The 25,719-nt window shown below is 69.0% G+C and carries 20 protein-coding genes; 10 read left to right on the top strand and 10 right to left on the bottom strand.

Annotated elements, in window-relative coordinates; genetic code table 11:
• Window positions 1-84 precede the first annotated feature (84 nt).
• A complete protein-coding gene (locus tag E3T61_RS18935; RefSeq protein WP_134642404.1) occupies window positions 85-2,304 on the bottom strand; it encodes a DEAD/DEAH box helicase in 2,220 nt (739 codons plus the stop codon).
• Window positions 2,305-2,561: 257 nt separating this feature from the next.
• Here E3T61_RS18935 and E3T61_RS18930 point away from each other — a divergent pair, with 257 nt between their 5' ends.
• A complete protein-coding gene (locus E3T61_RS18930; RefSeq protein WP_134642403.1) occupies window positions 2,562-3,035 on the top strand; it encodes a GNAT family N-acetyltransferase in 474 nt (157 codons plus the stop codon).
• Between the two features lie 53 nt (window positions 3,036-3,088).
• Here the strand turns inward: E3T61_RS18930 and E3T61_RS18925 are convergent, their stop codons facing one another.
• Entirely contained in the window at window positions 3,089-3,850 is a 762-nt protein-coding gene (locus E3T61_RS18925) for an SDR family oxidoreductase (protein WP_134642402.1), read from the bottom strand.
• Between the two features lie 140 nt (window positions 3,851-3,990).
• On the opposite strand from E3T61_RS18925, the gene E3T61_RS18920 reads away from it, so the two are divergent.
• The 3 genes from E3T61_RS18920 to E3T61_RS18910 all read left to right on the top strand — a co-directional run bounded on the left by E3T61_RS18920 (window position 3,991) and on the right by E3T61_RS18910 (window position 8,372).
• Window positions 3,991-5,097, top strand: a complete 1,107-nt coding sequence (locus E3T61_RS18920; RefSeq protein WP_134642401.1) for an FUSC family protein — start codon at window positions 3,991-3,993, stop codon at window positions 5,095-5,097.
• 155 nt (window positions 5,098-5,252) lie between these two features.
• Entirely contained in the window at window positions 5,253-6,431 is a 1,179-nt protein-coding gene (locus E3T61_RS18915; RefSeq protein WP_134642400.1) for an alpha/beta hydrolase, read from the top strand.
• A gap of 804 nt (window positions 6,432-7,235) precedes the next feature.
• Entirely contained in the window at window positions 7,236-8,372 is a 1,137-nt protein-coding gene (locus tag E3T61_RS18910) for a M23 family metallopeptidase (RefSeq protein WP_134642399.1), read from the top strand.
• A gap of 1 nt (window position 8,373) precedes the next feature.
• On the opposite strand, the gene E3T61_RS18905 is transcribed toward E3T61_RS18910, so the two are convergent.
• On the bottom strand, window positions 8,374-11,565 hold the full coding sequence (locus E3T61_RS18905; protein ID WP_134642398.1) for an efflux RND transporter permease subunit: 3,192 nt from the start codon (window positions 11,563-11,565) through the stop codon (window positions 8,374-8,376).
• 77 nt (window positions 11,566-11,642) lie between these two features.
• Entirely contained in the window at window positions 11,643-13,094 is a 1,452-nt protein-coding gene (yczR, locus tag E3T61_RS18900; RefSeq protein WP_134642397.1) for a MocR-like transcription factor YczR, read from the bottom strand.
• A 63-nt stretch (window positions 13,095-13,157) separates the two neighbouring features.
• Between yczR and yczE the strand changes: the two genes are divergently transcribed.
• Window positions 13,158-13,772 (top strand): membrane protein YczE, encoded by a 615-nt coding sequence (gene yczE / locus E3T61_RS18895; RefSeq protein ID WP_134642396.1) that lies wholly within the window; start codon window positions 13,158-13,160, stop codon window positions 13,770-13,772.
• A 99-nt stretch (window positions 13,773-13,871) separates the two neighbouring features.
• Here yczE and E3T61_RS18890 read toward each other — a convergent pair whose 3' ends face one another.
• Entirely contained in the window at window positions 13,872-14,627 is a 756-nt protein-coding gene (locus E3T61_RS18890) for a MerR family transcriptional regulator (protein ID WP_134642395.1), read from the bottom strand.
• Between the two features lie 98 nt (window positions 14,628-14,725).
• Window positions 14,726-15,928: a M20/M25/M40 family metallo-hydrolase gene (locus E3T61_RS18885; RefSeq protein ID WP_134642394.1), complete on the bottom strand. Its 1,203-nt coding sequence runs from the start codon at window positions 15,926-15,928 to the stop codon at window positions 14,726-14,728.
• 79 nt (window positions 15,929-16,007) lie between these two features.
• On the opposite strand from E3T61_RS18885, the gene E3T61_RS18880 reads away from it, so the two are divergent.
• From E3T61_RS18880 to E3T61_RS18865, 4 genes are all read left to right on the top strand, one after another.
• Window positions 16,008-16,847: a CPBP family intramembrane glutamic endopeptidase gene (locus E3T61_RS18880; RefSeq protein WP_134642393.1), complete on the top strand. Its 840-nt coding sequence runs from the start codon at window positions 16,008-16,010 to the stop codon at window positions 16,845-16,847.
• Between the two features lie 122 nt (window positions 16,848-16,969).
• Window positions 16,970-17,839 (top strand): DUF4097 family beta strand repeat-containing protein, encoded by an 870-nt coding sequence (locus E3T61_RS18875; RefSeq protein ID WP_134642392.1) that lies wholly within the window; start codon window positions 16,970-16,972, stop codon window positions 17,837-17,839.
• On the top strand, window positions 17,836-18,441 hold the full coding sequence (locus tag E3T61_RS18870; protein WP_134642391.1) for a PadR family transcriptional regulator: 606 nt from the start codon (window positions 17,836-17,838) through the stop codon (window positions 18,439-18,441). The genes E3T61_RS18875 and E3T61_RS18870 overlap by 4 nt, the downstream gene beginning before the upstream one ends.
• Before the next feature lie 193 nt (window positions 18,442-18,634).
• Entirely contained in the window at window positions 18,635-20,788 is a 2,154-nt protein-coding gene (locus E3T61_RS18865) for an APC family permease (RefSeq protein WP_134642390.1), read from the top strand.
• 59 nt (window positions 20,789-20,847) lie between these two features.
• Here E3T61_RS18865 and E3T61_RS18860 read toward each other — a convergent pair whose 3' ends face one another.
• Window positions 20,848-21,933, bottom strand: coding sequence for an NAD(P)-binding domain-containing protein (locus E3T61_RS18860; protein ID WP_134642389.1), 1,086 nt, complete (start codon window positions 21,931-21,933; stop codon window positions 20,848-20,850).
• Window positions 21,934-22,083: 150 nt separating this feature from the next.
• On the opposite strand from E3T61_RS18860, the gene E3T61_RS18855 reads away from it, so the two are divergent.
• Entirely contained in the window at window positions 22,084-22,323 is a 240-nt protein-coding gene (locus tag E3T61_RS18855) for a DUF3073 domain-containing protein (protein ID WP_134642388.1), read from the top strand.
• Window positions 22,324-22,544: 221 nt separating this feature from the next.
• On the opposite strand, the gene purM is transcribed toward E3T61_RS18855, so the two are convergent.
• Genes purM through E3T61_RS22110 form a run of 3 tightly spaced genes read right to left on the bottom strand, consistent with a single transcriptional unit; the run spans window position 22,545 to window position 25,714 of the window.
• On the bottom strand, window positions 22,545-23,648 hold the full coding sequence (gene purM / locus E3T61_RS18850; RefSeq protein WP_134642387.1) for a phosphoribosylformylglycinamidine cyclo-ligase: 1,104 nt from the start codon (window positions 23,646-23,648) through the stop codon (window positions 22,545-22,547).
• A complete protein-coding gene (purF, locus tag E3T61_RS18845; protein ID WP_134642386.1) occupies window positions 23,645-25,234 on the bottom strand; it encodes an amidophosphoribosyltransferase in 1,590 nt (529 codons plus the stop codon). The genes purM and purF overlap by 4 nt, the downstream gene beginning before the upstream one ends.
• A 15-nt stretch (window positions 25,235-25,249) precedes the next feature.
• Window positions 25,250-25,714 (bottom strand): hypothetical protein, encoded by a 465-nt coding sequence (locus E3T61_RS22110; RefSeq protein ID WP_174777049.1) that lies wholly within the window; start codon window positions 25,712-25,714, stop codon window positions 25,250-25,252.
• Window positions 25,715-25,719: the final 5 nt, after the last annotated feature.

Raw genomic sequence — 25,719 nt, 5'->3', positions numbered from 1 at the left:
AGGTGCTTTTCTCACAGTTCGCGGACTGGTTAACGCACGAAAGGGCACCCGCTTACGCGGATGCCCTGCCGGGTGTGCTGGGTGTTACAGGTTCGCCAGAGCGCTGATCGACGCGTCACCCGGCGTGGCCGTGGTGAAGCTGGACTCGATCTCGGCCCGGTCGAGCAGGTCTTCCATGCGACGACGACGCTGCTTGGGGATCAGCGTGACGACGGTACCGGACTTGCCGGCGCGGCCGGTACGGCCGGCGCGGTGCAGGTAGGTCTTGTACTCGTCGGGCATGTCGGCCTGGATGACCAGGTCGATGTCATCCACGTGGATGCCGCGGGCGGCGACGTCGGTGGCGACGAGGACGTTGACCCGGCCGCTGGTGAGCATCTGCAGGTTGCGGGTACGACGGGCCTGGTTCAGGTCGCCGTGCAGGCTGGTGGCCTTGACGCCGGCGTCTTCGAGCTGGTCGGCGAGCTGTTCGGCGTACGCACGGGTACGGCTGAAGATCAGCGTCTTGCCCTGGCGGTCGACGAGCTGGCCGATGATGGAGGCCTTGTCGCGGTGCTCGATGAGGAGGACCTTGTGGTCGATCGTGCTGGAGGCCTGGTCTTCACCGGCGACCTCGTGCACGGCCGGGTTGGTCAGGAACTCCTTGACCAGCGAGGCGACACCCTTGTCGAGGGTGGCCGAGAACAGCAGACGCTGGCCGCCCTTCTTGGTGAGGCGCAGGATGCGCTGAACCGGCTCGAGGAAGCCCAGGTCGCACATGTAGTCGGCTTCGTCGAGGACCGTGATGACAACCTCGGACAGGTCGAGACGACCCTGCTCGACGAGGTCCTCGATGCGGCCGGCGGTGCCGATGATGATGTCCACGCCGCGCTGGAGGGCGCTGACCTGGCGGTACTGCGGAACACCGCCGTAGATCTGGGTGGTGAAGAGGCCGACGCTGCGGGCGATGGGCTGCACGGTGCGGTCGATCTGCAGGGCCAGCTCGCGGGTGGGGGCGAGAATGAGCGCGCGCGGCTTGCGGGCCATCTTGCGGTCCTTGGCGCCGTTGTTCTCCATGAGCTTCTCGATCATGGGAGCGGCGAACGCGATGGTCTTGCCGGAGCCGGTCTTGCCACGGCCGAGCACGTCGCGGCCGGCGAGCACATCGGGGATGGTCGCGGCCTGGATCGGGAACGGGGACGGGGCGCCGAGCAGGGCGAGCTCGCGCACGATGTTGCCACCGAGGCCGAGGTCGCCGAACGTCACGCCGACAACATCCTCTGCCGTCGTGGCGATGGCCTCGAGGCGCTCGAGGACCACGTCGTCGCCGGCGGCGAACTTGGGCTTGGAGTCGCGGTCGGGGTAGAAGTTGCTGGAGTGGCCGCCGTCGTTCGAACGGTCGTTGCGGGCCGCACGGTCGTTGCTGTACGCGGGACGCTCGCCACGGGCCGGACGGTCGTTGTTGTACGACGGACGGTCGGTGCGGGCCGGACGGTCGCCGTAGGACGGACGCTCGGTGCGGGCGGGACGGTCGTTGTTGTAGGCCGGACGATCGGTGCGCGGGGCACGGTCACCGTAGGACGGACGCTCGGTACGGGCCGGACGATCATTGTTGTAGGCCGGACGATCGGTGCGCGGGGCACGGTCACCGTAGGACGGACGCTCCGTGCGGGCCGGACGGTCGTTGTTGTACGACGGGCGGTCGTTGCTGTACGACGGGCGATCGGTGCGCGGGGCACGGTCGCCGTAAGAGGGACGGTCGCCGCCACGAGCCGGGCGGTCGTTGTTGTACGACGGACGATCGGTGCGCGGGGCACGGTCACCGTAGGACGGACGGTCGCCGCCACGGGCGGGACGGTCGGAGTTGTACGACGGGCGGTCGTTGTTGTAGGCCGGACGATCGGTGCGCGGGGCACGGTCGCCGTAGGAGGGACGGTCGCCGCCACGGGCGGGACGGTCGGAGTTGTACGACGGGCGGTCGTTGTTGCGGTCCTGGTTGTAGGCAGGACGGTCGGTGCGCGGGGCACGGTCGCTGTAGGCGGGACGCTCGGAACGCTGTCCGGTGGCCGGACGCTCGGTGCGGTTGCCGTATGCGGGACGGTCGCCGTAGGCGGGACGGTCGGAAGAGGAGCGCTCACCGGAGCGCGCGGCGCGCTCGTCGGCGTTCCAACGCTGCTTCTTGGGGGCACCCTCGTCGGCGCGGTATCCGCGGTGTCCGGGGCTCTTGCTGCCACCCTTGGGTGCGCCCTTGGGGCCGCCCTTGGAGTAGCTCGGGTCGAAGTTCTTGGCTGCGCGGCCGACGGCCGGCTTCTTGCTAGAAGGCATAGAAGTATTTCTGGGTTGTGTTGAGTACATGGCAGTAGTGCGTCGCACAGCGACGCAACCTGAGAACCCGGGCAGTCTATGGCCGGGGCCGTTCACATACAGTGATTTTTCACCAGCGGATTACTGGGAAACCGGCCCATCCTGACTTACAAACCCATCCGCGCACACAATAAAACACGCGGTGTCAAGAGCCGACTTGTCTACGTTACCTGATCGAGTCCCAAAAGTCACGGACCACTTTGTCCTAGGCTCGATCCATGCCACTGACCGTGACCCTGGAAGCGCCCCGCCAGAGCGAGGTCGACGCCCTGCTCACTCTCAGCGGGGAATTCGCCGCAGCCCTGTACCCGCCGGAGAGCAACTTCCTGCTCAGCGTTGACGAGCTCGAGGCGCCCGGCGTGCTGTTCTTCGTGGCGCGCACTGCCGCCGGCGCGGCCGTCGGTACCGCGGCCGTCGTTCCGCTCCACCCCGGTGATGCCGCCCCGCCAACCGCCGAACTCAAGCGGATGTTCGTGCACCCGGACGCCCGCGGCGAGGGCGTCGCCGGCCGGCTACTCGAGGCGGCGGAGTCGGCGGCCTCGGCCGGGGGCATCCGTCGTATGGTGCTCGAAACCGGACCGCTGCACGTGGCCGCCCTCGCTTTCTACCGGGCGCACGGTTACGTCGAGATCCCGCAGTTCGGCCAGTATGTCGGCGGGGAGTTCAGCGTGTGCTTCGGCAAGGATCTCTAGACAGAAGGACCTCTGGATAAAAGGAGTGCGCCGCCGGCGGCGGACCAGCCGGATCAGCCGGCCGGCGTGGCCCGGACGTCGCTGTCGAGCCACTCGGCGAAGGATTGGGTTCCGCGGTCGGTGTTACCCGCCGGCAGCAGGGAACCGTCGCGCATCGCGGTACCCATTCGGCCCGGCAAACGGATCTGGACGACGCGAATGCGGCGCCGGCTGGCCCTCACGTAGGCGCGCACCATATCGAGGAGGTGCTCCTCCCTCGGGCCACCGAGATCGGGCACGTGGCCGCGCGGCGACCCGAGCGCAAGCTCGACCAGGCGCTCGGCCACCTCCCGCGCCGCCACGGGCTGGGTTCTCATGACAGGCACCACGGCCAGGCCGGCGCGCGTTGAGCGCTGCAGGGTCTGGACTGCGAACTCGTGGAACTGGGTGGCCCTGAGCATGGTCCACGGCACTGACCCCGCCGTCACGATGTTCTCCTGGACGGTCTTGCCGGCGTAGTAGCCCGCCGACACCCGGCTGGCGTTCACGATCGAGAGCGACACGTGGTGCCGCAGCCCGGAACTCGCCTCCGCACGGAGCAGATTGGTCGAGGTCGCGCCGAAGAAGCGTGACGAAGCGGCGGCGGACAGGGTGGCGATGCTGACGACATCGATGACCACGTCGACTCCGGCCAGCGCCCCGGCGAGGCCCGCCCCGGACTGCAGGTCGACACCGGTCGACCGGGCGATGACCACGCTTTCGTGGCCGCGCCGGCCGACCAGCTCGGTGACGTGCCTCCCGACGGTGCCGGTTCCACCGGCTATCGCGATCTTCACTTCGCCTCCGTCTCTGGCCGCACCCCGGCGGGACAAGGCCCCGATGATGCCGCGATTCTATGCCCGGTGCCGCGAATCGTCCGGTGAGACGGCGCCGATTGGGATTGGGCGGGAGGGCCGGGATCATGCAGAATCAGTCGATGCCCACTCCCGATCTCTCCCCGCGTGCCACCGGCGGCCTGGTGAAGACTGCTCTCGCACATCCACGTCTGCTGCAGGCGGTGAAGACGGCGATTGCGGTGGCGATCGCGTGGAAGCTCGCACCGCTGATGCCCGGCGTCGCCAACGACTACCCCTATTACGCACCGCTCGGGGTCATCGTGGCGAGTTTCCCGACCCTGATGGGCTCGATCAAGAACGCCGCGCAGACCCTCGCCGGACTCGTGATCGGCATCGGCCTGGCAGCCGCGGTGATCATCTTCAGCGAACCCAGCGTGCTGACGGTTTCGCTCGTGGTGGGAATCGGCATCCTGTTCGGAGGGATCCGGCAGCTGGGCGCCGGACGGGAATACGTGCCCATCGCGGGACTGTTCGTGCTGATCGTGGGCGGCCCGAACGCCGACGGCTACTCCATCGGCTACGTCTCGCAGATGAGCCTGGGCATCGTGGTGGGCTTGGCGGTGAACCTGCTGGTCGCGCCGCCGCTGCGGGTGAACGCCGCGATGAAGGAGCTGTCGAGGCTGCGCGAAGCGCTCGGGCTGCACCTGGGTTCCCTCGCCGATGCGATGGACGGGAGTTGGCCGCCGGAGGAGGGCGAGTGGTCCGAGCAGGGTGCCACGCTGGCCAGCACCAGCACCGCCGTGCGGCGCGCGTTGGCGGAGGCCGACGAGAGTCGCCGGATCAACCCACGGGCGCGCATCCGCCCGCACGATCTCAGCAGCGACTACGACGACCTCGCGGCCCTCGAGAATGCGACCTTCTATGTGCGCGACCTCACCGATGTCCTCGCCGGGGCGGCCTGGGGCACACCCGTTCCGGTTGAACTGCCGGATGTGCTGCGGCCGCCGCTCAGTGCCGCGGTGCGGGCGACGGCCACCCTGGTGAACGAATGGAACACCGGGACACCGAGCCTGGACACCCTGACGGCGGCCGAGGAGGCCGCCGCCGCGGTGACCCTGGCGATCCACGAACACCGGGAGCTGGGCGCGGAAGCCATTGTCGCGGCCAGCGCGGCGGCCCTCGATATCACCCGGATGATCGCCGCCCTGAGCCCGGGGATCACCCGCGACGTTCCGGCACCGGCCTGACGCGTCCACGCCCCCGCGTCCCGGCCGGCTGACTGCACTGTCGAACCGCTGAGCGCGACGCGCCCGGACTGCTCCGCGGCGCCCGCGGATTAGCAGGCCAGGCCGGTCCGATCTATTCTCGGGTGTACCCGCACCCAGCGCATTCAGGAGCATCCGTGAGCACCGGTCGCCGCATCATCGGACTAGGCTCCCGACGCTTTCTCGTTCTCTTCGTCGCGTACGCCGGAGGGATGGCCGTCGTTGCCACCGCCCTGCTCGGCGGACTGCACTGGAACCTGCGCCCGGTGGCCCCCGCCCAGGCCGGCGGCACCGCCAGTGAGGTCGACACCACCGCGGTTGTCGGCATCCGTACGTTCACCGCGCCCGGCGACGCGGTGATCGACGAAGACGTGGTCTACGCCACCCAGCCCGACGGCACCCAGCTCACCCTGGACGTCTGCTCGCCGCCGAACGACGCCGTGTCGGCCAGCGCCGGCGCCGGCGACGCCGATGCTGATGCCACGGCCACCGATGCCGCGGCCGCGGCCGCGCCGGCCGAGGTCCCCGCCGGGATCACGCCCACGGACCCGACCACCACAGCGGCAACCGAAGCGGACCCCACCGCAGAGTCCACCACGGGGACTGCCACCGAGACCGAGCGGCGCCCCGCCGTGCTCTCCGTCCACGGCGGCAGCTGGGCCCGAGGCGACAAGGGCAACGCTGACTGGCGCAACGTGTGCGAATGGCTCGCGTCCGAGGGATTCGTGGCGTACTCGGTGAACTACCGGCTGGTCCCTGATGTGAGCTTTCCGGCCGCCATCGACGACCTGGGCCTGGCCGTCGAATGGATGCGCGCCAACGCCGACCGCTACGGCATCGACCCCGATCGGATCGGTGCGTTCGGCGGCTCGGCCGGCGGCAACCTGGCAGCCCTTCTCGGCACCCGCGGCAGCGGATCACTGACCGATGGCAGCCGGGTGGCGGCGGTCGCCGAGCTTTCAGGTCCAGTGGACCTGAGCTACGACGGCATTGTCGTGGCCGGAGGTTCGTCGGGGCTCGAACAGATCGTGCTCGACTACCTCGACTGTGCCTCGTTGCTGGACTGTGACGCGGCAGTGGATGCCTCCGCCGTCCGGGCGCTGGACCGCACGGACCCGCCCGTCTTCATCGGATCGTCCACCGAGGAGTTCATCCCGCTGAGCCAGTCCAGCGGGTTCGCCGACGATCTGAGCGACCTCGGCATCGTCAACCGGCTCGTCACCGTGCCGGGCAGTCTGCACTCCATCGGCATCCTCGACGCGGCCATGCGCGACGAGGTATCAGCCTTTCTGCGCGAGCATCTCGACGGCGCCTGAGCGCGACGGACGTCTATCGGGAGAAACGGTCGCATACCGGGATTCTGTGTCCAATCCGGTTCCCTTCATCACACTTTGTCGTGATAACGAGGCGGGTTCTGCAGGCCGGGTCACCGCTCGAGTCGGAGCGTTGCGGCCTACGGGAGGCGGTGCGATACTGGCGCCACTCGCCGGCAGACCGGCTGGCTCCCGACCGCTCTGGATTGCGAAGCGTATATGGCCACGACGTCGCACGGTGTCAGCGCACAGCGCGTCGTGCCCGCGCGCCGGCGACGAACAACCGTCGTGCGTTTGGCCTCCATCGTGAGCGTGCTGGTGCTCGGCGCCGGCGTACTCACGGCGGGTGCGTCATCCTCTCTCTGCCCGTCGTCGGCACAGGCCGCCGGCACGGCCGCCGTCGAACCAACGGGCGCCCCCACACCCACGGATGCTCAGACGCTCACTCCGACGCCAACGCCGACCCCGACTGCCCCTCCGGCCTGCGCGCCGACACCCTCACCGACCAGTCCGGCCCCGACGCCAACGGATACACCGATCGACCCGCCGTCGGATCCGGATATCCCACCGGTGCCGTCGCCGTCTCCCGAGCCCCCTAGCGCCCCGGTTCCCGGCCCCTCCGATCCGGCAATCCCCGATCTGCCGCCGGGCCCGGACGCGACCCCTCCGCCGACCGACTCGCCCACGGACCCGCCCAGTCAACCCACGCCCACGCCCACGCCCACGGACCCGCCCGCTCCCCCAGCTGTTCCTCCCACCGATCCGCCCGCTCCACCCGCCCCGCCCACCCCGCCGCAGAATGAGACAGTGCCGCCGGCGAACCCGGTTCCTCCGGCGGGCCCCCGCACGTCGGGGCGGCCGGCGGCGCCGCCGAACCCCACGGTGGTTGCGCCGTCCCGTGATGCTGCCCGGGCAGCATCCGCCCTCGCCGCCGCCGAGACCGGTCGCGACCGGGCCCAGGCTGTCTACGACGCCGCACGGCTCGACTTGGCGGCGACCCTGGCCGACCAGACCGCCGCCCTCATCCGGCTCGAGCAGGTGCGTGCGCTGGCTGATGCAGCCGCCGTGCAGGCGGAGTCGTCGACCCGGGCGCTCGCCGCCCTGGTGCGCACGATTGTGCAGAAGGGCACCGGGACGGCGACCCTGGATGCCCTGCTGAGCGACGAGGGCTCAGCGGATCTGCTCTCCCGGCTGGGGAACGTCGACAGGATCGCGGACCTGACCGGCAATCTGAGCACGATCCGCACCCGCGTCGACCGGGACGTCCACCGGGCGCAGGCCTTGCAGGCCGACCTCGGCACCGCGCAGGCGGCCACCGTGGACTTTCCGCTCGCCGAGAAACAGGCCGCCCTCGCTGCTGCCGAGGTGTCGCTGAGTCAGGCCACCACGGCCTTCAGCACGGCAAGCCTGGATGCGCAGACGGCGTTGGCCACCTCCGCCGAGGCCTCCGCCGGCCGCGCCAACCAGGCGACCAGCCAACTGGCCGGCATTCTCGGGGCGCGGCTGAGCCTGACGGGATGGGCCACTCCCGCCGTGGGAAGCCTGACCGACGGCTTCGGTCCCCGGCCGGAACTCCCGTTACCCGGCGTGCTCCCGTTTCACTCCGGTACCGACCTCGCCGCGGCGTGCGGCTCCCCGGTTTATGCCGCCAACGCCGGCATCGTCGCCCAGACGGGCCGGCTCGGCACCTACGGCAACTGGGTGCTGATCGATCACGGCGACGGAGTGACCACGGGGTATGCGCACATCGCGGACGGGGCCACGCTCGTGGTTGCCGGCCAGAGCGTGACGGCCGGCGAGGTGATCGCATCGGTGGGCGACACCGGCGCCTCGACCGGCTGCCACCTGCACATCGAAGTGCGGGTCGACGGCACCGCCATCGACCCGCAACCCTTCTTCGCCGACCGGGGGATCAACATCGGCATCGGCCTGGTCAGCGGCTGATTCAGCGCACGGAACGCCGCAACCTCCGGTTCACCCGACCACCCTCGACCACCAGGTACAACACTGGCAGCACGACCAGGGTCAGCACGGTCGAGGAGACCAGGCCACCGATCACCACCAGCGCAAGCGGTTGGGAAATGAAGCCGCCGTGTCCGGTGAGCCCGACCGCCATGGGCAGTAGGGCGAAGATGGTGGCCAGCGCCGTCATCAGGATCGGCCGCAGCCGGCGTGACGCCCCGTGCACGAGGGCGTCATGGACGCTCTGGCCCCGGCGACGGTACTGGTTGACCAGGTCGACCAGCACGATGGCGTTGGTGACGACGATGCCGATCAGCATCAGCACGCCGATCAGCGACGCGACACCGAGCGGGATGCCCGTGATCACCTGCAGTGCGATCGCCCCCGTCGCCGCGAACGGCACCGACACCAGCAGCAGGACCGGCTGGAGCAACGACCTGAAGGTGGCGACCATGACGATGTAGACGATCAGGATGGCGACGAGCATCGCGATGCCCAGTTGCTGGAACGCGTCGGTCTGGTCCGCCGACACCCCGCCGAGGGTGGCGGTGGCGCCGGTGGGCAGGTCGGTGTCGGCCAGGGCCGTGGAGACCTGCGCGGTCGCGGTGCCGAGATCGTCGCCGCTGGGGGTGGCCGAGATCGTGGCCGTGCGCAGCCCCTTGGTGGTGGTGAGGGTGGACGGGCCGTCGACCTGTTGCACGGCGGCCAGCGTGTCCAGCGCAACCGGGCCGGCCAGGGTAGGAATCTGCAGGGCGGCAAGCTCGGCAGTGGTGGCCGGTGACAAGCCCGACTGCAGGTACACCGACAGAGTGGCCTCGTTGATCACGACCCCGCCGATCATGCTCGGCTGCATCGCCTGCGACACCAGAGTGCCGAGGGCCAGTTCGCTGAGCCCGGCCGCCGCGGCCTTGGTGCGATCGATGGTCACGGCCACGTACGGGCGTGACGCGGCGAGGTTGCTGCTGGCCTGGCTGAGCGCGTCGAGGTCGCCGACGGCGGCGAGGATGTCGTCGGATGCGGTCTGAAGGTCGGCGCCGGACGCGGCCGTGATGTCGATCTCGATATCGGAGGAGCCGCCGAAGCCACCGCCGGATGTCACCGTGATCTCACCGGCGTCGGCCAGGCCGTCGAGCTGGTCGCGCACATCCACCTGGACCGCGTCGGCATCCGCGGAGTCGTCGGTGGTGACCGAATAGGTGACCGTGCTCGAGGACGACCCTCCCCCGGCGAAGGCCGCGAACGCGCTGCCACCACCGATGGAGACCTGCACGATGCTCACCCCCTCGACGCCACGGACGACGTCTTCGACCGCGGTGGACGCGGCATCCTGGGCGGCGAGGCTGGTGCCGACCGGGAGCTCTTGGCTGACCTGGAAGGTGGACTGGCCGGTGGAGCCGAGGAAGTTGACCTTCATGAAGGGCAACAGGGCGACGGTGCCGACCAGCACCAGGGCGGCGAGGAGAAGCGTGGCCACGTAATGCTTGAGGGTCCAGCCGATGACGGGCAGGTAACCCTTCTGCAGGCGGCTGGGCTGCTCCCTGGCGTCACGTTCGTCGAAGCCGTCAGCGTCGGGCGCCGCGTGCCGGTTGCGGGTGGCGGGCACGGCGACTGTCGTCGTGAACGGTGCGGTGGCGGCAGGGGCGGTGGCGGTGACGGCGGGCGCAGTGACCGCGGGCACGGCGACGGCGGGCACGGCGGCCGGTTGGGGCGCGCGCAGGAACCAGTAGGCCAGCACGGGCACGATCGTGAGCGCGACCAGCAGCGACGCGAGCAGCGCGATGGTGACGGTGAGCGCGAACGGCCTGAACAGCTCCCCCGTAGAGCCTCCGACGAAGGAGATCGGCAGGAACACCGTGACGGTGGTGATGGTGGACGCGGTGATGGCCCCGGCGACCTCGCGGACCGCGCGCACGATGGTCTCGGCACGGTCAGCGCCCCAGACCAGGTGCCGTTTGATGTTCTCGATCACCACGATGGAGTCGTCGACCACCCGGCCGATCGCGATGGTGAGCGCACCGAGGGTGAGGATGTTCAGGGAGTACCCCACCGACTGCAGGCCGATGAACGTGATCAGCACCGAGGTGGGGATGGAGATCGCGGTGACCAGGGTGGCGCGCACCGACAACAGGAAGACCAGGATCACCAGGACGGCGAACACCAGGCCGAGAATTCCCTCCTGGGTGAGGGCGTCGATGGACTCCTGGATGAACGGGGCCTGGTCGAAGACCACGGTGATGGTCGTGCCGGGCACGGCGTCCTCGAGCTGCGGCAGGATGGCGCGCACGGCCGACGAGACGTCGACGGTGTTCGCGGCCGGCACCTTGGTGACCGAGATGGTCAGGGCCGGTTCGCCGTCGACCCTGGAGATGCTCGTGACGGGATTGTCGACCACCGCGACGGCGGCGACGTCGCCGATAGAGACGGGTCCGGCAGCCCCGCCGCCGATCAGGGGCAGCGCGGCGATGTCCTCGGCGGAGCCGAGCTTGGCGCCGGCCTGCACCGAGAGGGTCGTGTCGTTCTCGGTGAGGGAACCGGCCGGGATGAGCGACCCGTTCTGCTGCAGGGCGTCCCGGATGGCGCTCGCGCTGAGGCCGCGCGCGGCCAGGGCCGCGGCATCCGGCGTGATGGTGACCCGCTGGCCGATGTCACCGACGAGGGCTGCATCGCGCACCCCGTCGATGTCGCGGATGTCGCCGAGCACGCTGCGGGTGAGCTGGTCGGCAACCGTGTCGGCGTCGCCGCCGGATACCGCCAGGGACAGCACCGGGAAGTCGTCGATGCTGCCGCTGATCACCTGGGGGTCGACGTCGGCGGGCAGCGTGGTCTTGATGCGGTTGATCGCCTGGCTGATCTTCGATTCGGCCTTGACGAGGTCGGTGCCGTAGGTGAACGTGGCGTTGACCAGCGACGAGTTCGTGCTGCTGGTCGTGGAGGTGGACTCCAACCCCTCGATGCCCTGGATCGCGGTCTCGATCGGCGTCGACACATCATCGTTGACCACCTCGGGCGAGGCACCCGGGTAGCTTGTGGAGATCAGCAGCGTGGGCAGCTGCAGGGAGGGGATCAGCTCCTGCTTGAGGCTGGTCAGCGCAAGGGAGCCGAAAACGGCCGCGACGATGGTGATGAGCGCAATGAGCGCCCGGTTCTTCATGCTCAGGACCGAGAGAAAATACACCCGATCAGTATCCCATTGCACTGCCTGCAACCAGAGGGACCTAGGGCCCCGGATGTGACGGTCCGATTACGGTCGGATCACACCACGTCGGCGAGGTAGCCGGTGTCGGGCAGCGGATGCCGCAGCAACGATTCCCAGGCCAGCGCGAGGGCGTCGAGGGCACGCGGCATCTCGGCCGGACCGTAGCAGAACGGGATGCGCAGGAACCTCTCGAACGCCCCATCGATACCGAAGCGCGGACCGGCCGGCAACAACACCCCCTGCGCGCGGGCGGCGAGGGCCAACTGTGAGCTGACCGGCCGGCCCAGGTTGACCCACAAGGTGATGCCGCCGTCGACCCGCGGCAGCTGCCAGTCGGGGAACCGTTCGGACAGGCCGGACACGAGCCGGTCCCGGCCCGCCCGCAGCAGGAGCCGGCGGGATTCGAGGATGTCTGGGAGCTGCCGCAGCAGCCGGGTGACGATGAGCTGTTCGAGCACCGGTGTGCCGAGGTCGTTGGCCAGCCGGGCCGCGGCCAGTTTGCGGATCAGGCCGGGGTCGGCCCGGATCCAACCGACCCGCAGGCCGCCCCAGACCGTCTTGCCGACCGACCCGACGGTGACCGCGAGGTCGGGCCGGTCCGGGTCGGCCGACGCGGCGAACGGGCCGAACTCGCCGGCCCGGTCGATGTCGAGTTCGCCGATGGTCTCGTCGCTGATCAGCACGGTGCCCTGGCGGGCGGCGGCGGCCAGCACCCGTTCGCGTTGGGCCACTGGCATCGATTGCCCGGTGGGGTTCTGGAAGTCGGGCATCAGGTAGCCGAGCACCGGGTTGCTGCGCTGGATCGTCTGCAGCAGCGCTGGTTCATCCCAACCGGCGTCTGCGCCGGGCAGTGCGGCCGTGACGGACACCGGCATCAGGCGACCGCCGGCCGCCCGCAGGGCCTCGTAGGCGTGCGGGTAGGTGGGTGTCTCGACAAGCACCCGGTCGCCCCGGTTGATCAGCACCCGGGCGAGCAGGGCGATGGCGTGCTGGGCGCCCACGGTGACCATGATCTGGTTCGGCTCGGTGGGCAGCCCCCTGGCCCGGTAACGGTCGGCAATGGCCTCGCGCAGCTCGGGCAGCCCCACCGGGTCGAAGCCGGAGCCGGTCAGGTGCGTGGGCAGGTCCGCCGCGGCGAGCGCGGCCACCTCGGCCAGGCCGGGCCAGGCCGGCAGTACCGCCTGGCCCAGGTCGAGCACCGCGCCGGGTGCCGCGGCATCCGCTGCGACAGACACCCCGGGCAGCCGGGCGACGCTGCCCGAGCCCTGCACACTGTGCAGGTAGCCGGCGTCGCGGAGCTGCCGGTAGGCGGCGGTGACCGTGGTTCGGCTCAGGCCCAGCCTGGTGCCGAGATCGCGTTCGGCCGGCAGCCGGCTGTCGGTGGGGATGCGGCCGTCGAGGGTGAGCAGGCGGATGCGGTCGGCCAGCGCTCGATAAGCGCTGCCACCGGTGCGCCAGTCGCCCAGCAGGGACTCCAGGGTGCGGGCGCTGAGTTGGTTCGACGACATGAAGCCACTATAGGCAAATTGGCTACTTGAGCCCAGGGACTGGATGCAATTGGATTGACTCTTATGACCCGACGTGTGATTCAGCTCGCTATTGGCCTCTTCCTCTACGGAATCGGCATCGCGCTGATCGTGCGCGGCGCGATCGGGGTGGCCCCGTGGGACGTGCTGACCCAGGGTCTCGACGGGCACCTGCACCTCGGTTTCGGGGTGATCACCACCATCATCAGCGGCATTGTGCTGCTGCTCTGGATTCCGCTCAAGCAGAGACTGGGCCTCGGCACAGTGATGAACGCGCTGCTGGTCGGCCCATCGGCGGATGTGGGCCTGTGGCTGGTGCCCGCCGACCTGGCCCTGTGGTTGCGCGTGCTGCTGTTCGCGGCCGGCCTGCTGCTGCTGGCCGTCGCCTCGGGCATCTACATCGGCGCTGGGCTCGGACCCGGCCCGCGCGACGGCCTGATGACCGGGTTGCACACCCGCACCGGCTGGCCGATCTGGGCCGTGCGCACCGGCATCGAGGGCCTGGTTCTGGCGACCGGATGGGTACTCGGCGGCAACGTGGGGTTGGGCACCGTGCTGTTCGCCGTGCTGGTGGGGCCGCTCTGCCAGTGGACGCTGCCCCTGTTCGCCCGGGACCGCAGCCGGCGCCCGTCGACGGCCCCCGCGCTCGATCCCGCCTGACGTCTCGCGAAAGCGGCCTTGTGGTCACCACAGCGGGCGGAGGTGACCACACGACCGCTTTCGCGGGATGTGCGGAGCGGATGCGCGGGGCGGAGCGGACTAGAGGGTACGGGCCGCGTAGACCGCGAGGGCATCGCGCACGAAGCCGGCGCCGGCCTGGCCGCCGTAGTGGGCCGCGAACCTGTCGTCGGCTACGTACATCTCGCCGAGCCCGCGAACGTATGCGGCCGCGGGGCGGCCGTTCTCTCGCGGGATGCCGGGCACGGCGTCGAGCCATTGCACGTGCCGCCCGGCCAGCTGCTGCGCCTCGGTGCCGTCCGGGGCGACCTGCCGCTCGGCGGCATCCCGCCAGTCGGCCTGGAGCGCGGCGGTCGTGGCCTGCCACTGGGCACGTTGGGCGGCGGTCATGTCCCGCCACCAGCTGTCGCCGCTGGCGTAGGCGTCCGCGCCCCAGCGTTGCTCGACCTCCTCTTTGTGGATGCTGTGGTCGAAGCCGTCGAACATCGTCTCTGCCATGAGCTGGTCCTTTCCTTCCAGTGCGGTGATGGTGGTGTGCACCGACCGGATCTGGCGCTGCAGCCGCTGCTGCTCCTGCTCGAGCCAGCCCAGGTGGGCACGCAGGGCCGCCGCTTCGTCGGTCTCGCGGTCGAGCACCGCGCGGATCGCGGGCAGGCCGAGACCCAACTCGCGCAGCAGCAGAATGCGTTGCAGCCGTACGAGTGCCCTGTCGTCGTAGTAGCGGTAGCCGTTGGCGGCAACCCGGCTCGGTGGCAGGAGTCCCTCGGCGCCGTAGTGACGCAGAGTGCGGCTCGTGGTTCCGGCCAGCCGGGCGATGTCCTGGATCGAGTGGTCCATCGGTCGGTGCTACTCCTCCTCAGGCTGCCGAGCGGATGCCCGACACCGTCCACGATAAATCTTGACGTTACGTCAAGGTCAACTGTGACCGGCCGGGCTCAGCCGCAGAACGCGATGATGGTGTCTTCGAGAATTTCGGCGAGCTGATGGATCGACCTCTCCGTGGCCCATTCGACCGGGGCGTGCGCCCCGGAACCGTCGACGCCGAAGAGCAGGCACGGGATGCCCGCTTCACGGACCAGGCCGGCGTCGGTCCAGAACGGCTCGCCGCGTTGCACCACGAGGCGGCCGAGCACCCGCTCGGCCTGCTCGTCGAGCAGCCGCACGATGGGCCAGGCCGGGTCCGCCTCGAACGCGCCGCGGGCGACGAGCCTGGTGAGGTCGTATCGGAAGTCGGCGGTCGTCGCGGCCAGGTGGTCGAGCAGGTGGCGCAGCTCGGCTTCGACGAGTTCCGGGGTCTCGCCGGGCAGGGTGCGCCGCTCGATGGTGAGGGTGGCGCTCGGGGCGACCGTGGCCGCATCCGTGCCGCCGGCGATCATGGCAACCCGCACCGTGCCGTGGCCGAGTAACGGATGAGCGGGCTTCTGCTCGAGGCCGGTTCGCAGCTCGTCGAGGCCGTGCAGCACCATGCCGGCATGCCGGATGGCGTCCACCCCCTGACCGGGCATCGATCCGTGCGCAGCCCGCCCGTGCAGGGTGAGTTCGAACCAGGCGAAGCCCCGATGGCAGACCGTGAGGCTGAGTTCACTCGGCTCGACGACGATCGCAGCGTCGGCGGTGAACCGGCGCAGCACCTCCTCGGTGCCGAGGCTGCCGAATTCCTCGTCGGCGACCAGGGTCACCAGCACGTCGCCGGCCAGCGGGGTGAGAGTGGCCCGGTCCGCGGCGACCAGCACGGCGGCCACGCCGGCCTTGGTGTCGAAAGCTCCGCGACCGTGCAGTCGGCCGGAGTGCCGCTCGCCCGAGAACGGATCGCCCTCGTATCCCGCGACGCCGACGGTATCGAGGTGGGCGTTGAGCATCAGGGAACCGCCAGTGCCGGTGCCGCGCTTGATGCCGACGATGGACGGCCGACCGGCCCGCTCCTCCAGGCGGTGCACCTCGAAGCCGCGTGAGGACAGCCACTGGGCGCACCAGGCGGCGATCTCGGCCTCGCCGACTCCGCCGGGCACGAGGTCTGGATTTGTCGAATCGATCGCGATGAGGCGGGCGGCCAGGGCGACGGGATCGAGGTGACCGTTGTCGACGGGCTCGAGACTGTCGTGCCGGCGGGCATCCGCTGGATGTGTGGGGTTCACCATTCCCCGAACCTACTGCCGGATGGCCCCGTCCGGCAGGGTTGCCATTTACCCTGACGGCGGTTTCGGCCAGAATTGCACGATGGGAAACGAAGCCGTAGTGGATGCCCCAGCGACGCCGGGACGGGCAGCCGCGTCACCGGCCCTTCGCCTACTGGCGGCGGCCCTGGTGTCGGCGTCCGCGGTGCTTTTGTTCGCCTTGCGTCTGCCACTGCCCGGCTACGCGACGCTCGCGGCGGCACTGGTCGTGGCTGTCTTGGTGGACCGGGCCCTGTTTCGCGACCTGCTCCTGATCGCGGTCGGACTGCTCATCATCAGCACCATTTCGGTAGAGGCGGACATCAGCTACCCCAATATGGCGCTGATGGGAGTGGTGCTCTCGGCCGCGGTGGCCGTGCCCTATCTCATCTCACGGCGTGCGTTCGGGGACCGGCAGGTGTGGTTCCCGATCAAGACCGGCCAGCGCTGGACGACCCTGGAGCGCTGGTACCTGGTGGGCGTGCTGCTGCTGGGCTACCTCATCCTGCCCAGCTACTTCATCCGCTCGGGCGCCTACCTGAACTGGCCGAGCATCAGCGCCCCCGATGAACTCGGCCGGCTCTTCGTGGGCGTGGGGTTCGTGGGGATCTGGGACGAACTGTTCTTCATCTGCTTGGTCTTCGCCCTGTTCAGGAGGCACTTCTCGTTCTGGACGGCGAACCTCTTGCAGATGGTGATCTTCGTCTCGTTCCTCTGGGAACTCGGCTACCGCAGCTGGGGACCGCTGTTGACGATCCCGTTCGCCCTTCTGCAGGGCTACACCTTCTCGATCACGAAGTCGCTCACCTACGTGGTCTGCGTGCACCTGCTCTTCGACCTGGTGGTCTTCCTCGTGCTGGTGCACGCGCACAACCGCGACTGGCTCGCAATCTTCCCCTACTGAGCCGGCGACCGTCGGTTTGCGGATCCGGCCACCTTCGGGTTTGCCGTGAGGGGCTTGCCGCACGCCCACACGCGATATATCTTGAGATTCATTGAACGCGATATATCGCGAAGGAGAAGACTATGACGCAGGAAAAATGGCTGGTCGCCCCTGGGCAGACCAAGATCATCGACGTCGAGCTGGTCCGCTCGCTCAAAGTGGGCCTGATCGGCGGAAAAATCGATGTGATCGGCAGCGACGAACCGGGCGCACGCATCGAGGTGCACAGCGTCTCCGGCAAGGACCTCAAGATCTCGGTCGTCGACGACGCCCTCGAGATCGACCACCCCCAGTTGCGCTGGGACAACTTCATCGACGTTTTCGCCTCGTTCCGCGGCAGCGCCAAGGCCGAGGTGAGCGTCACCGTGCCGCGCGATGTGGCCATGAAGTTCGGTGTGGTCACCGCGGACGCCCTCGTCACGGGGCTCCGCAACGACGCCAAGCTCAGCACCGTGTCCGGCGACCTGGTCGTCGACGACATCGTGGGCGACCTCGAGCTCAACGGCGTGAACGGAGAAATGTCGGTGCGGAACCACACCGGCAACATCGTGGCGCACACGGTCTCCGGCGACATCACCGCGAGCGGGGACATCGGCCGATTCACTGTCGACGGCGTCACCAGTGCGGTGTTCCTCGACATTGCCGGCATGCCGGACCAGATCTCCACCAATCTGGTCAGTGGCAACCTCACCGTGCGAGTCGGCGCGGACGTGCCCACCCGCTACAAGATCAACACGGTCTCCGGCACGCTGCAGTTGGACAACCAGACCATTCGCGGCACCCTCGGCAAGGGCTACGACGGCAGCACCGGCGACCTCAACGGCGCCTGGCTGGACCTGCGGGCGAACTCGGTCTCCGGCAACATCTCGGTGGTGCGCCGTCAGGGCGCCGGCGTCAACGACGCCGGCAGCACCGGCAGCACCAACACCGCGGGCGACGGAGCGTCGTCATGACCCCGATCTTCGCCCACGGCAGCCTGCGCCTGTACCTGCTGAGCCTGCTGGCCGAGCGACCCCGGCACGGCTACGAGCTGATCCAGGCCCTGAGCGACCGGTTCGGCGGCACCTACAGTCCGAGCGCCGGCACCATCTACCCGCGGCTGGCCAAGCTCGAGGAGGAGGGCCTGGTGACCAAGACGGCGGGTGACCGCAAGACCGTCTACGAGATCACCGACGCCGGCCGCGCCGAACTGGCCGCCCGCGCCGACGACCTGGCCAGCATCGAGAACGAGGTCACCGATTCGGTGCGGCGACTGGCCGACGAGGTGCGCACGGGCGTCACGGAGGCCATGAAGAGCCTGCGAGCCGACCTCGCCTCCGCCGCACGGCAGAAGGCGCCAGAGCCGACCAAGTCCACGGCGGATGCCCGACCGACCGGAGACGCGAACCTCGCGCTGCGGGAGGCCGACATGGTGCTCAACGAGTTCCGGCAGCAGATGCGCGCTGACCTGCGCACGCAGGCGTACCGTTCGACGATGCCGAGCGAGACCGTGCCGGAGTTGCGGCGCCAGCTGGATCTGGTGCGCGCGAGCATCCGCGACTCGCTCAAGCGGTAACCTGCACGCCGGCTGGGAGCGTCCGGGTGCCGAATCGGCGCCCGGACCGGCTCGCATCGCTCGCGGAACTGCGCGCCCACCAGCCGGAACGGTCCTTACGCCCGATGGGCCCGCTGCTGCCAAAACGCCAGGCTGATCCTGTCAATCTGCCGACAACTTGACAGTGAGGTGCATCGGAGTAGTGTCATCCCTCGTGACACCAGAGGGGAACCCCCCAGCACCCGAAGCCCGATCACCGAAACGGTGGATAATCGGCGAACCGCTCGCCAGCGAACACCTGGACGGGCAGCTGCTTCCGAAGCACCTGGCGCTCCCGATTTTCGCCAGCGACCCGCTGTCGAGCGTCGCGTACGCTCCGCAGGAATTGCTGATGATCCTGACCCTCGGCGGGTTGGCCTTCCTGAGCTTCGCGCCCTGGGTGGCAGCCGTGGTCGTGCTGCTCCTGGTGGTCGTGGTGGCCTCGTACCGCCAGCTCATCAAGGCCTACCCGAACGGTGGCGGCGACTACGAAGTCGCCTCCAAGAACCTCGGCGAGAAGGCCGGCCTCGTCGTCGCATCCGCGCTGCTCGTTGACTACGTGATGACCGTCGTCGTCTCGGTGTCCAGTGGCGTGGACAACATCATCTCGGCGATACCCGGGCTGGCCCCGCTGCGGGTGGAACTGGCCGTCGTCTTCGTGATCGTGCTCGCCGCCGTCAACCTGCGCGGTGTCGCCGAGTCGAGTAAGGCCTTCGCCCTGCCCACCTACCTGTTCATCGGCAGCGTGCTGCTGATGATCGTCGTGGGCCTTGGCCGCGTGGCCCTGGGCGACGCGCCGGTAGCCGAATCGGCCGGTTTCGAGGTGGAGGCGCACAACCTCGCCCAGACGGCGTTCATCCTGCTGCTGCTGCGCTCCTTCGCCAGCGGCTGCAGCGCCCTGACCGGTGTGGAAGCCATCGCCAACGGCGTGCCCGCGTTCAAGCGGCCCAAGATCAGGAACGCCCAGATCACCCTGACGCTGATGGGCGGCATCGCCATTGTGCTCTTCGTCGGCCTCACCGCGCTGGCGCTGTTCTCCAAGGTGCACTACGCGGAGAACCCCTGCGACCTGATCGGTTGGGCGGAGTGCGCCACACAACCCCAGCGCAGCCTGATCGCCCAGATCGCCGCCGCCACCTTCGGCAACAACTCCTTGATGTTCTTCGTGCTGCAGGGCGCCACGGCCCTGATCCTGCTGCTGGCGGCGAACACGGCGTTCAACGGGTTCCCGCTGCTCGGCAGCGTCCTGGCCCGCGACTCCTACGCGCCCAAGTCGCTGAGCACCCGTGGCGACCGCCTGATCTACTCCAACGGCGTGGTGCTGCTCGCCCTGGCCGCCATCGTGATCATCGTGATCTACCAGGCCAACCTCACGGTGCTGATCCAGCTGTACATCATCGGCGTTTTCGTGTCGTTTACCATCGGGCAGACGGGCATGGTCAAGCACTGGCTGACCCTGCTCAAGACCAATCCACCCAACCGGGGTTCGATCATCCGCAGCCTCTCGATCAACGGCTTCGGCGCCCTGCTCACCGGAGTGGTGCTGATCGTCGTGACGATCACCAAGTTCACCCACGGTGCCTGGTTGGTGTTCCTGATGATGCCGATCCTGTTCGTGCTGATGATCGGTGTCAACAGGTATTACCGCGACGTGGCCAAGGAGATCGAGGTCGACCCGATCACGACGTTCGGCTCGCAGGGCGACCACGCCATCGTGCTCGTGGGCAAGATGCAGAAGCCCGTGCTCAAGGCCCTCGACTACGCCATCGCCGCGCGGCACGTGAGCCTGGAGGCCGTGCACGTGTCCATCGACGAGGAGGAGACCGAGAACCTCATCATCGACTGGGCCAAGCAGAACATCCAGGTGCCGCTGAACATCGTGGCCTCGCCGTACCGCGACATCAGCTGGCCGCTGATCTGTTACATCAAGGACCGCCGCGAAGAGTACGGCTCCGAGGTCGTCACCGTGTACACGCCGATCTACATCGTCGGGCACTGGTGGGAGTCGTTGCTGCACAACCACAAGGCCCGTCGCCTGCGCCAGAAGCTGATGCTCGTGCACGGTGTGACCATCGCCCTGGTGCCGTGGCTGCTGGACTCCTCCGAGCTGATCTACGGACGCCGGTCCCGACCGATCCCCGGGCAGGAGCGCCGTGGCGAGCCCGTGCGTTCGCACCCGATCCCGCGCCGGCCCCTCGCGCCGGTGACCGTGGACACGACGAGTGTTGCGGTGCAGACCGAGAATGTGGGACCCAAGTCGAGCCCGGCCAGCCCGCCGATGAAGCCGCGGGCACGACCGGTGAACCCGAACCGGCGGAAGCGCAAGTAGGTCTCGACAGGCTCGACCAGCGGTGGGCGGCCCGACCAGCGGTGTCGGGCCTGCCTCACTTAGAGCAGGGCCATGACCTGCCGGGCGATCACGCGGCCCGCCCGGCGGGCGCCGATGGTGCTGGCCTGCGGACCGTAGCCGGCCAGGAAGATCCGTGGGTCCGTCCAGGACGAGCCGGCACCGACAACGAGGCCGCCGGCCTTGTCACGCAGCTTGAGCGGGGCCAGGTGGCGCACCTCCGGCCGGAATCCGGTCGCCCAGATGATAGCGTCCGCTTCGCTGAACGTGCCGTCCGTCCAGCGCACACCGGTCTCCTCGAGAGCCTCGAACATCGGCCGGGCCACGAGGGTGCCCCGGTCGATTCCTGCCTGGATGCGGCGACTGACCGGCACACCGGTGCCGCTGACGATACTCGGCAGGGCCCGGCCGTTGCGGGCGGCTTCGTCCTGCATGGCCACCGCGGCCGACGCTCCCTCGAGATCGAGGCGCTCGGTGTGCACCCAGTCGATAGGGCGACGGGACGTCCAGGTCAGGTTCGCAGCGACCTGCTCCAGCTCGAGCATGAATCCGATGGCCGATGTGCCGCCGCCCACGACCACAACGCGCTGGCCGGCGAACTCAGCGGCATCCCGGAACCCATTGGTGTGCAGCTGACGGCCGGTGAACAACCCGGCGCCCGGATAATGCGGCACGAAGGGCGCACCCCACGTGCCCGTGGCGTTGACCAGCAGCCCGGCCAGGGTCTCGCGGTCGCCGTAGTGCTCCGAGCTGGTGCGCACGACCAGGTCGGCACGCCGGTTGAACACCGACCGCACGGTGACCGGTCGCACGACGTTCAACTCGAAGTGTTCCTCGAATCGTCGGTAGTACTCGCTTACCACGTCGCGGGCAGGGCGGGAGCGGTCGGCAGTTTCAAAGCTCAGGCCGAGCTCGGACAGGCCCGGCAGGTCGTTGACCCGGTGGGCCGCGCCGAGGCGGAGGGACTCCCAGCGGAACTGCCACGCGCCGCCGGCATCCGTGCCACGGTCGAAGATGACGAAGTCGCGCCCCGCACTGAGCCCGAACCGCTTGAGATGGTAGGCCACCGACAGCCCGGCCTGCCCGGAACCGATGATCACCACCGGCACGGCCGTGGCGTTCACCATTCGTCCTCATCCCTCGGGTTCCGACCGTGAACCGCGTCATCGGGGCGTCAGGCCCACCATGCTAAACTAGCGGCTAGATTTCACTATTCCGTTCGGCAACTCCCGGGTGACTCATCACTCACCCGGCCTGGCATCGTTAGGGGGTCACGCATGGGGCGCGGCCGTCAAAAAGCAAAGCACACCAAGGTTGCCCGCGAGCTGAAGTATTTCAGCCCGGACACCAACTACAACGCGCTTGAACGCGAGCTCACCGGGCATCCGGTGACCGACCCGCGTCTCGACGAGGACCTGGCCAAGTGGCCGGAGTACGAAGCGAACAAGACGACGGCTGACGAGCCGGACGACTACGTCGACCACTACGACACCGAAGACGAGAAGAAGCGCGCCTAGCTCGACTCGCTGACATCCGCGCACATCTCTGTGTGCGGATGTTCTTGTGGCGCGCCCATCGACCGGCTTCCGGGCAACTCCCAGCGTGCGCGGCCTCGGCCGTTCGCCGGCGGAATCCGCTCGCCCTGGCGGACCTGTCTCGCGGCGCGCGATAGACAAGTGTTCAACGCGCGCCGCGAGGTACTGCACGCGACGAGGACGACCGCGCCGGGATGCGGTGGCTACGCGGCGTAGCCGCCGACGAGGCGCACGGCGCCGCCGTTGACGCCCTTGGCACCCTGTTCGAAGCCGGTGAGGTCGTGCGGGGCCATCGACACGCGGCCGGCGACCCAGGACGGGACGCCCTCAGACTTGAGTCGGGCGATGACGGATGACGCGGCGTTGGCCGCGACGACGGCGAACATACCCACGCCGAGGTTCCAGGTGCCTTCGGCGCTTTCCAGCGTGGTGCCGGCCATGTCGCCGAGTACCCTGAAGACGGGGTCGGGCGACCAGGTGGACCGGTCGACCTCGACCCAGCTGCCGACGGGCAGCACCCGGGCCAGGTTGGCCGCGATGCCGCCGCCGGTGACGTGGCTGAGCGAGTGGACGACGCCGGCCAGTTCGGGGTCAGCCAGCACGCTGAGCAGGGGTCCGGTGTAGAGCCGGGTGGGCTCAAGGAGCGCTTCGCCGATGACGCCGCCGAGTTCGGCGGCGGTGTCTGTGTAGCCGACGCCACGCGCCGCCAGGATGTGCCGTACGAGCGAAAAACCGTTGGAGTGCAGCCCGGAGGAGGCCATCGCGATGACGACGTCGCCGGACTGGACCCGCTCAGCGCCGAGGACCTGGTCGGCCTCGACGACACCGGTCGCGGCTCCCGCGACGTCATAGTCGTCCGGCCCGAGCAGGCCGGGGTGCTCAGCGGTCTCGCCGCCGACGAGGGCGGTGCCGGTCGCGGCGCAGGCCGTGGCGATGCCCTCGACGATCGCCGCGATGCGTTCGGGAACGACCTTGCCGCAGGCGATGTAGTCGGTCATGAACAGCGGGCGCGCGCCGACGACGATGATGTCGTCGACGACCATGCCGACCAGGTCCTGGCCGATGGTGTCGTGCTTGTCGAGCGCCTGGGCGATGGCGACCTTGGTGCCCACGCCATCCGTGGAGGTAGCCAGCAGCGGGCGCTTGTAGGTGGTGAGGAAGGAGACGTCGTAGAGACCGGCGAACCCGCCGAAACCGCCGAGGACCTCCGGGCCGTGGGTGGCCGAGACGGCCTTTTTCATCAGGGACACCGCGAGGTCACCCGCGTGGGTGTCGACTCCGGCTGCGGCGTAGGTTGCGTTGCTCATTCTGGTCTTCCGGGATCGCCGAACGGGACCTGACTGTGTTCGACGAGCACGGTGGCCCGCTTCGAGTCAGGGGTGAGCACGCTCTCGAACTCGGCGTCCGGACCGGGGTCACAGCCGTTGGAGGAGACATCGCGCTCGAGGAGGTTCTTGCCCAGGTGCTGGGTCTCAGGCAGCTTGATGGGGTACACGCCGGTGAAGCAGGCGGTGCAGAGGCTCTCGCGGGGCTGCTCGGTGGACGCGATCATGCCGTCCTCGGAGAGATACCCGAGCGAGTCGGCACCGATGGCCTGCCTGACCTCGTCGACGCCGAGGCCGGTGGCGATCAGCTCGGCGCGGGAGGCGAAGTCGATGCCGTAGAAGCACGGCCAGGTGATCGGCGGGCTGGAGATGCGCACGTGCACCTCGGCGGCACCGGCCTCGCGGAGCATGCTGACCAGGGCGCGCTGGGTGTTGCCGCGCACGATCGAATCGTCGACGACGATCAGCCGCTTGCCCTTGATGACCTCTTTGAGCGGGTTCAGCTTGAGCTTGATACCGCGCTGGCGGATGGTCTCGGAGGGCTGGATGAAGGTGCGGCCCACATAGGTGTTTTTCACCAAGCCCTGGCCGAACGGGATGCCGGACGCCTGCGCGTAGCCGATCGCCGCCGGGGTGCCGGACTCTGGGGTGGGGATGACGAGGTCCGCTTCGACGGGGTACTCCGCGGCGAGCTGGCGGCCCATCTCGACCCGGGCTTCGTGCACGCCGCGGCCGGCGATGGTGGTGTCCGGCCGGGCGAGGTAGACGTACTCGAACACGCATCCGGCCCGCTTGACCTCGGCGAAACGCTGGGTTCGCAGACCGTTCTCGTCGATGGTGATGAGCTCGCCGGGTTCGACCTCGCGTACGAAGCTGGCGCCGACGATGTCGAGGGCGGCGGTCTCGGAGGCGACGACCCAGCCACGCTCGAGCCGGCCGAGCACCAGGGGTCGAACACCCTGCGGGTCGCGGGCGGCGTAGAGGGTGGTCTCGTCCATGAAGACCAGGCAGAAGGCGCCGCGCAGTCGCGGGAGCACCTCCATGGCGGTGGCTTCGAGACTGTGGTCGAGGTCGCCGGTGAGGAGGGCGGTGATCACGGCGGTGTCGGTGGTGTTGCCGCGGGCGAGTTCGCCGTCGACCTTGGGGTAGCGCTCGCGCACCAGCTCGAGCAGCTCGGCGGTGTTGGTGAGGTTGCCGTTGTGGCCGAGCGCGACGGTGCCAGTGGCGGTGCGGCCGAGGGTGGGCTGGGCGTTCTGCCAGCTCGACGACCCGGTGGTCGAGTAGCGGGTGTGACCCACCGCGAGGTGGCCGAGCAGGGTGCTCAGCGAGGCCTCGTTGAAGACCTGGGAGACCAGGCCCATGTCCTTGTAGATGAGGATCTTCGAGCCGTCGCTCGTGGCGATGCCCGCCGATTCCTGGCCGCGGTGCTGGAGGGCGTACAGCCCGAAGTAGCTGAGCTTGGCCACCTCTTCACCGGGAGCCCAGACGCCGAAGACTCCGCAGGCATCCTGCGGGCCCTTCTCGCCAGGAAGAAGATCGTGATTCAGTCGTCCGTCGCCACCGGCCAAGCCGCAGCCCCTTTACTAGGAATTCTCGTTGGAAGGTTGGGGGTCGGATCCAGGATCCGGAGCCTCGAAGGCGCGTGTGATGTTCGCGTCAAGTCTATCGACGACGACGGTGGTTGCCGAGCGCCCGACGATTCGATCGAGCACTATCGCGACGAGGCAGCTGACCGCGACGCCGATCGCGACGCCGCCCAGGAGAAGGAACCCGAAGACCTGGGCCGGGTCGAACTCGGGGTTCTGCGGGTAGCTCACCGTGAGCACCAGTGCCAGGAGGGCGCCGATGACGGCACCCACGATCATGAAGCTCATGTAGCGCGGCGAGCGACGCACGACGAGCGTTTGCTCCGCGACGACGGTCTCGGTGGGTTCGACGGGAATCGGGGTTGCCGCGGGGGCCACGTCCGCGCCGGGCCGGGCCTCGGCTGGCGAAGCATTGCCGGACGCTCGCGTCTCGGCGTCACCGTGCTGGTCTGCAGAGCTCACGCTCC

Origin of the sequence: Cryobacterium lactosi (genome assembly GCF_004403945.1) — a bacterium.
Taxonomy (GTDB): Bacteria; Actinomycetota; Actinomycetes; order Actinomycetales; family Microbacteriaceae; genus Cryobacterium; species Cryobacterium lactosi.
Note: the sequence above shows the minus strand (reverse complement) of the source record. Positions and strands in the feature narration are given on the sequence as shown.

Coding starts and splice junctions, on each gene's coding strand:
- E3T61_RS18935 (WP_134642404.1), bottom strand. CDS start 2,304: ATGCCTTCTAGCAAGAAGCCGGCCGTCGGCCGCGCAGCCAAGAACTTC.
- E3T61_RS18930 (WP_134642403.1), top strand. CDS start 2,562: ATGCCACTGACCGTGACCCTGGAAGCGCCCCGCCAGAGCGAGGTCGAC.
- E3T61_RS18920 (WP_134642401.1), top strand. CDS start 3,991: ATGCCCACTCCCGATCTCTCCCCGCGTGCCACCGGCGGCCTGGTGAAG.
- yczR (WP_134642397.1), bottom strand. CDS start 13,094: ATGTCGTCGAACCAACTCAGCGCCCGCACCCTGGAGTCCCTGCTGGGC.
- yczE (WP_134642396.1), top strand. CDS start 13,158: ATGACCCGACGTGTGATTCAGCTCGCTATTGGCCTCTTCCTCTACGGA.
- E3T61_RS18890 (WP_134642395.1), bottom strand. CDS start 14,627: ATGGACCACTCGATCCAGGACATCGCCCGGCTGGCCGGAACCACGAGC.
- E3T61_RS18885 (WP_134642394.1), bottom strand. CDS start 15,928: ATGGTGAACCCCACACATCCAGCGGATGCCCGCCGGCACGACAGTCTC.
- E3T61_RS18880 (WP_134642393.1), top strand. CDS start 16,008: ATGGGAAACGAAGCCGTAGTGGATGCCCCAGCGACGCCGGGACGGGCA.
- E3T61_RS18875 (WP_134642392.1), top strand. CDS start 16,970: ATGACGCAGGAAAAATGGCTGGTCGCCCCTGGGCAGACCAAGATCATC.
- E3T61_RS18870 (WP_134642391.1), top strand. CDS start 17,836: ATGACCCCGATCTTCGCCCACGGCAGCCTGCGCCTGTACCTGCTGAGC.
- E3T61_RS18860 (WP_134642389.1), bottom strand. CDS start 21,933: ATGGTGAACGCCACGGCCGTGCCGGTGGTGATCATCGGTTCCGGGCAG.
- E3T61_RS18855 (WP_134642388.1), top strand. CDS start 22,084: ATGGGGCGCGGCCGTCAAAAAGCAAAGCACACCAAGGTTGCCCGCGAG.
- purM (WP_134642387.1), bottom strand. CDS start 23,648: ATGAGCAACGCAACCTACGCCGCAGCCGGAGTCGACACCCACGCGGGT.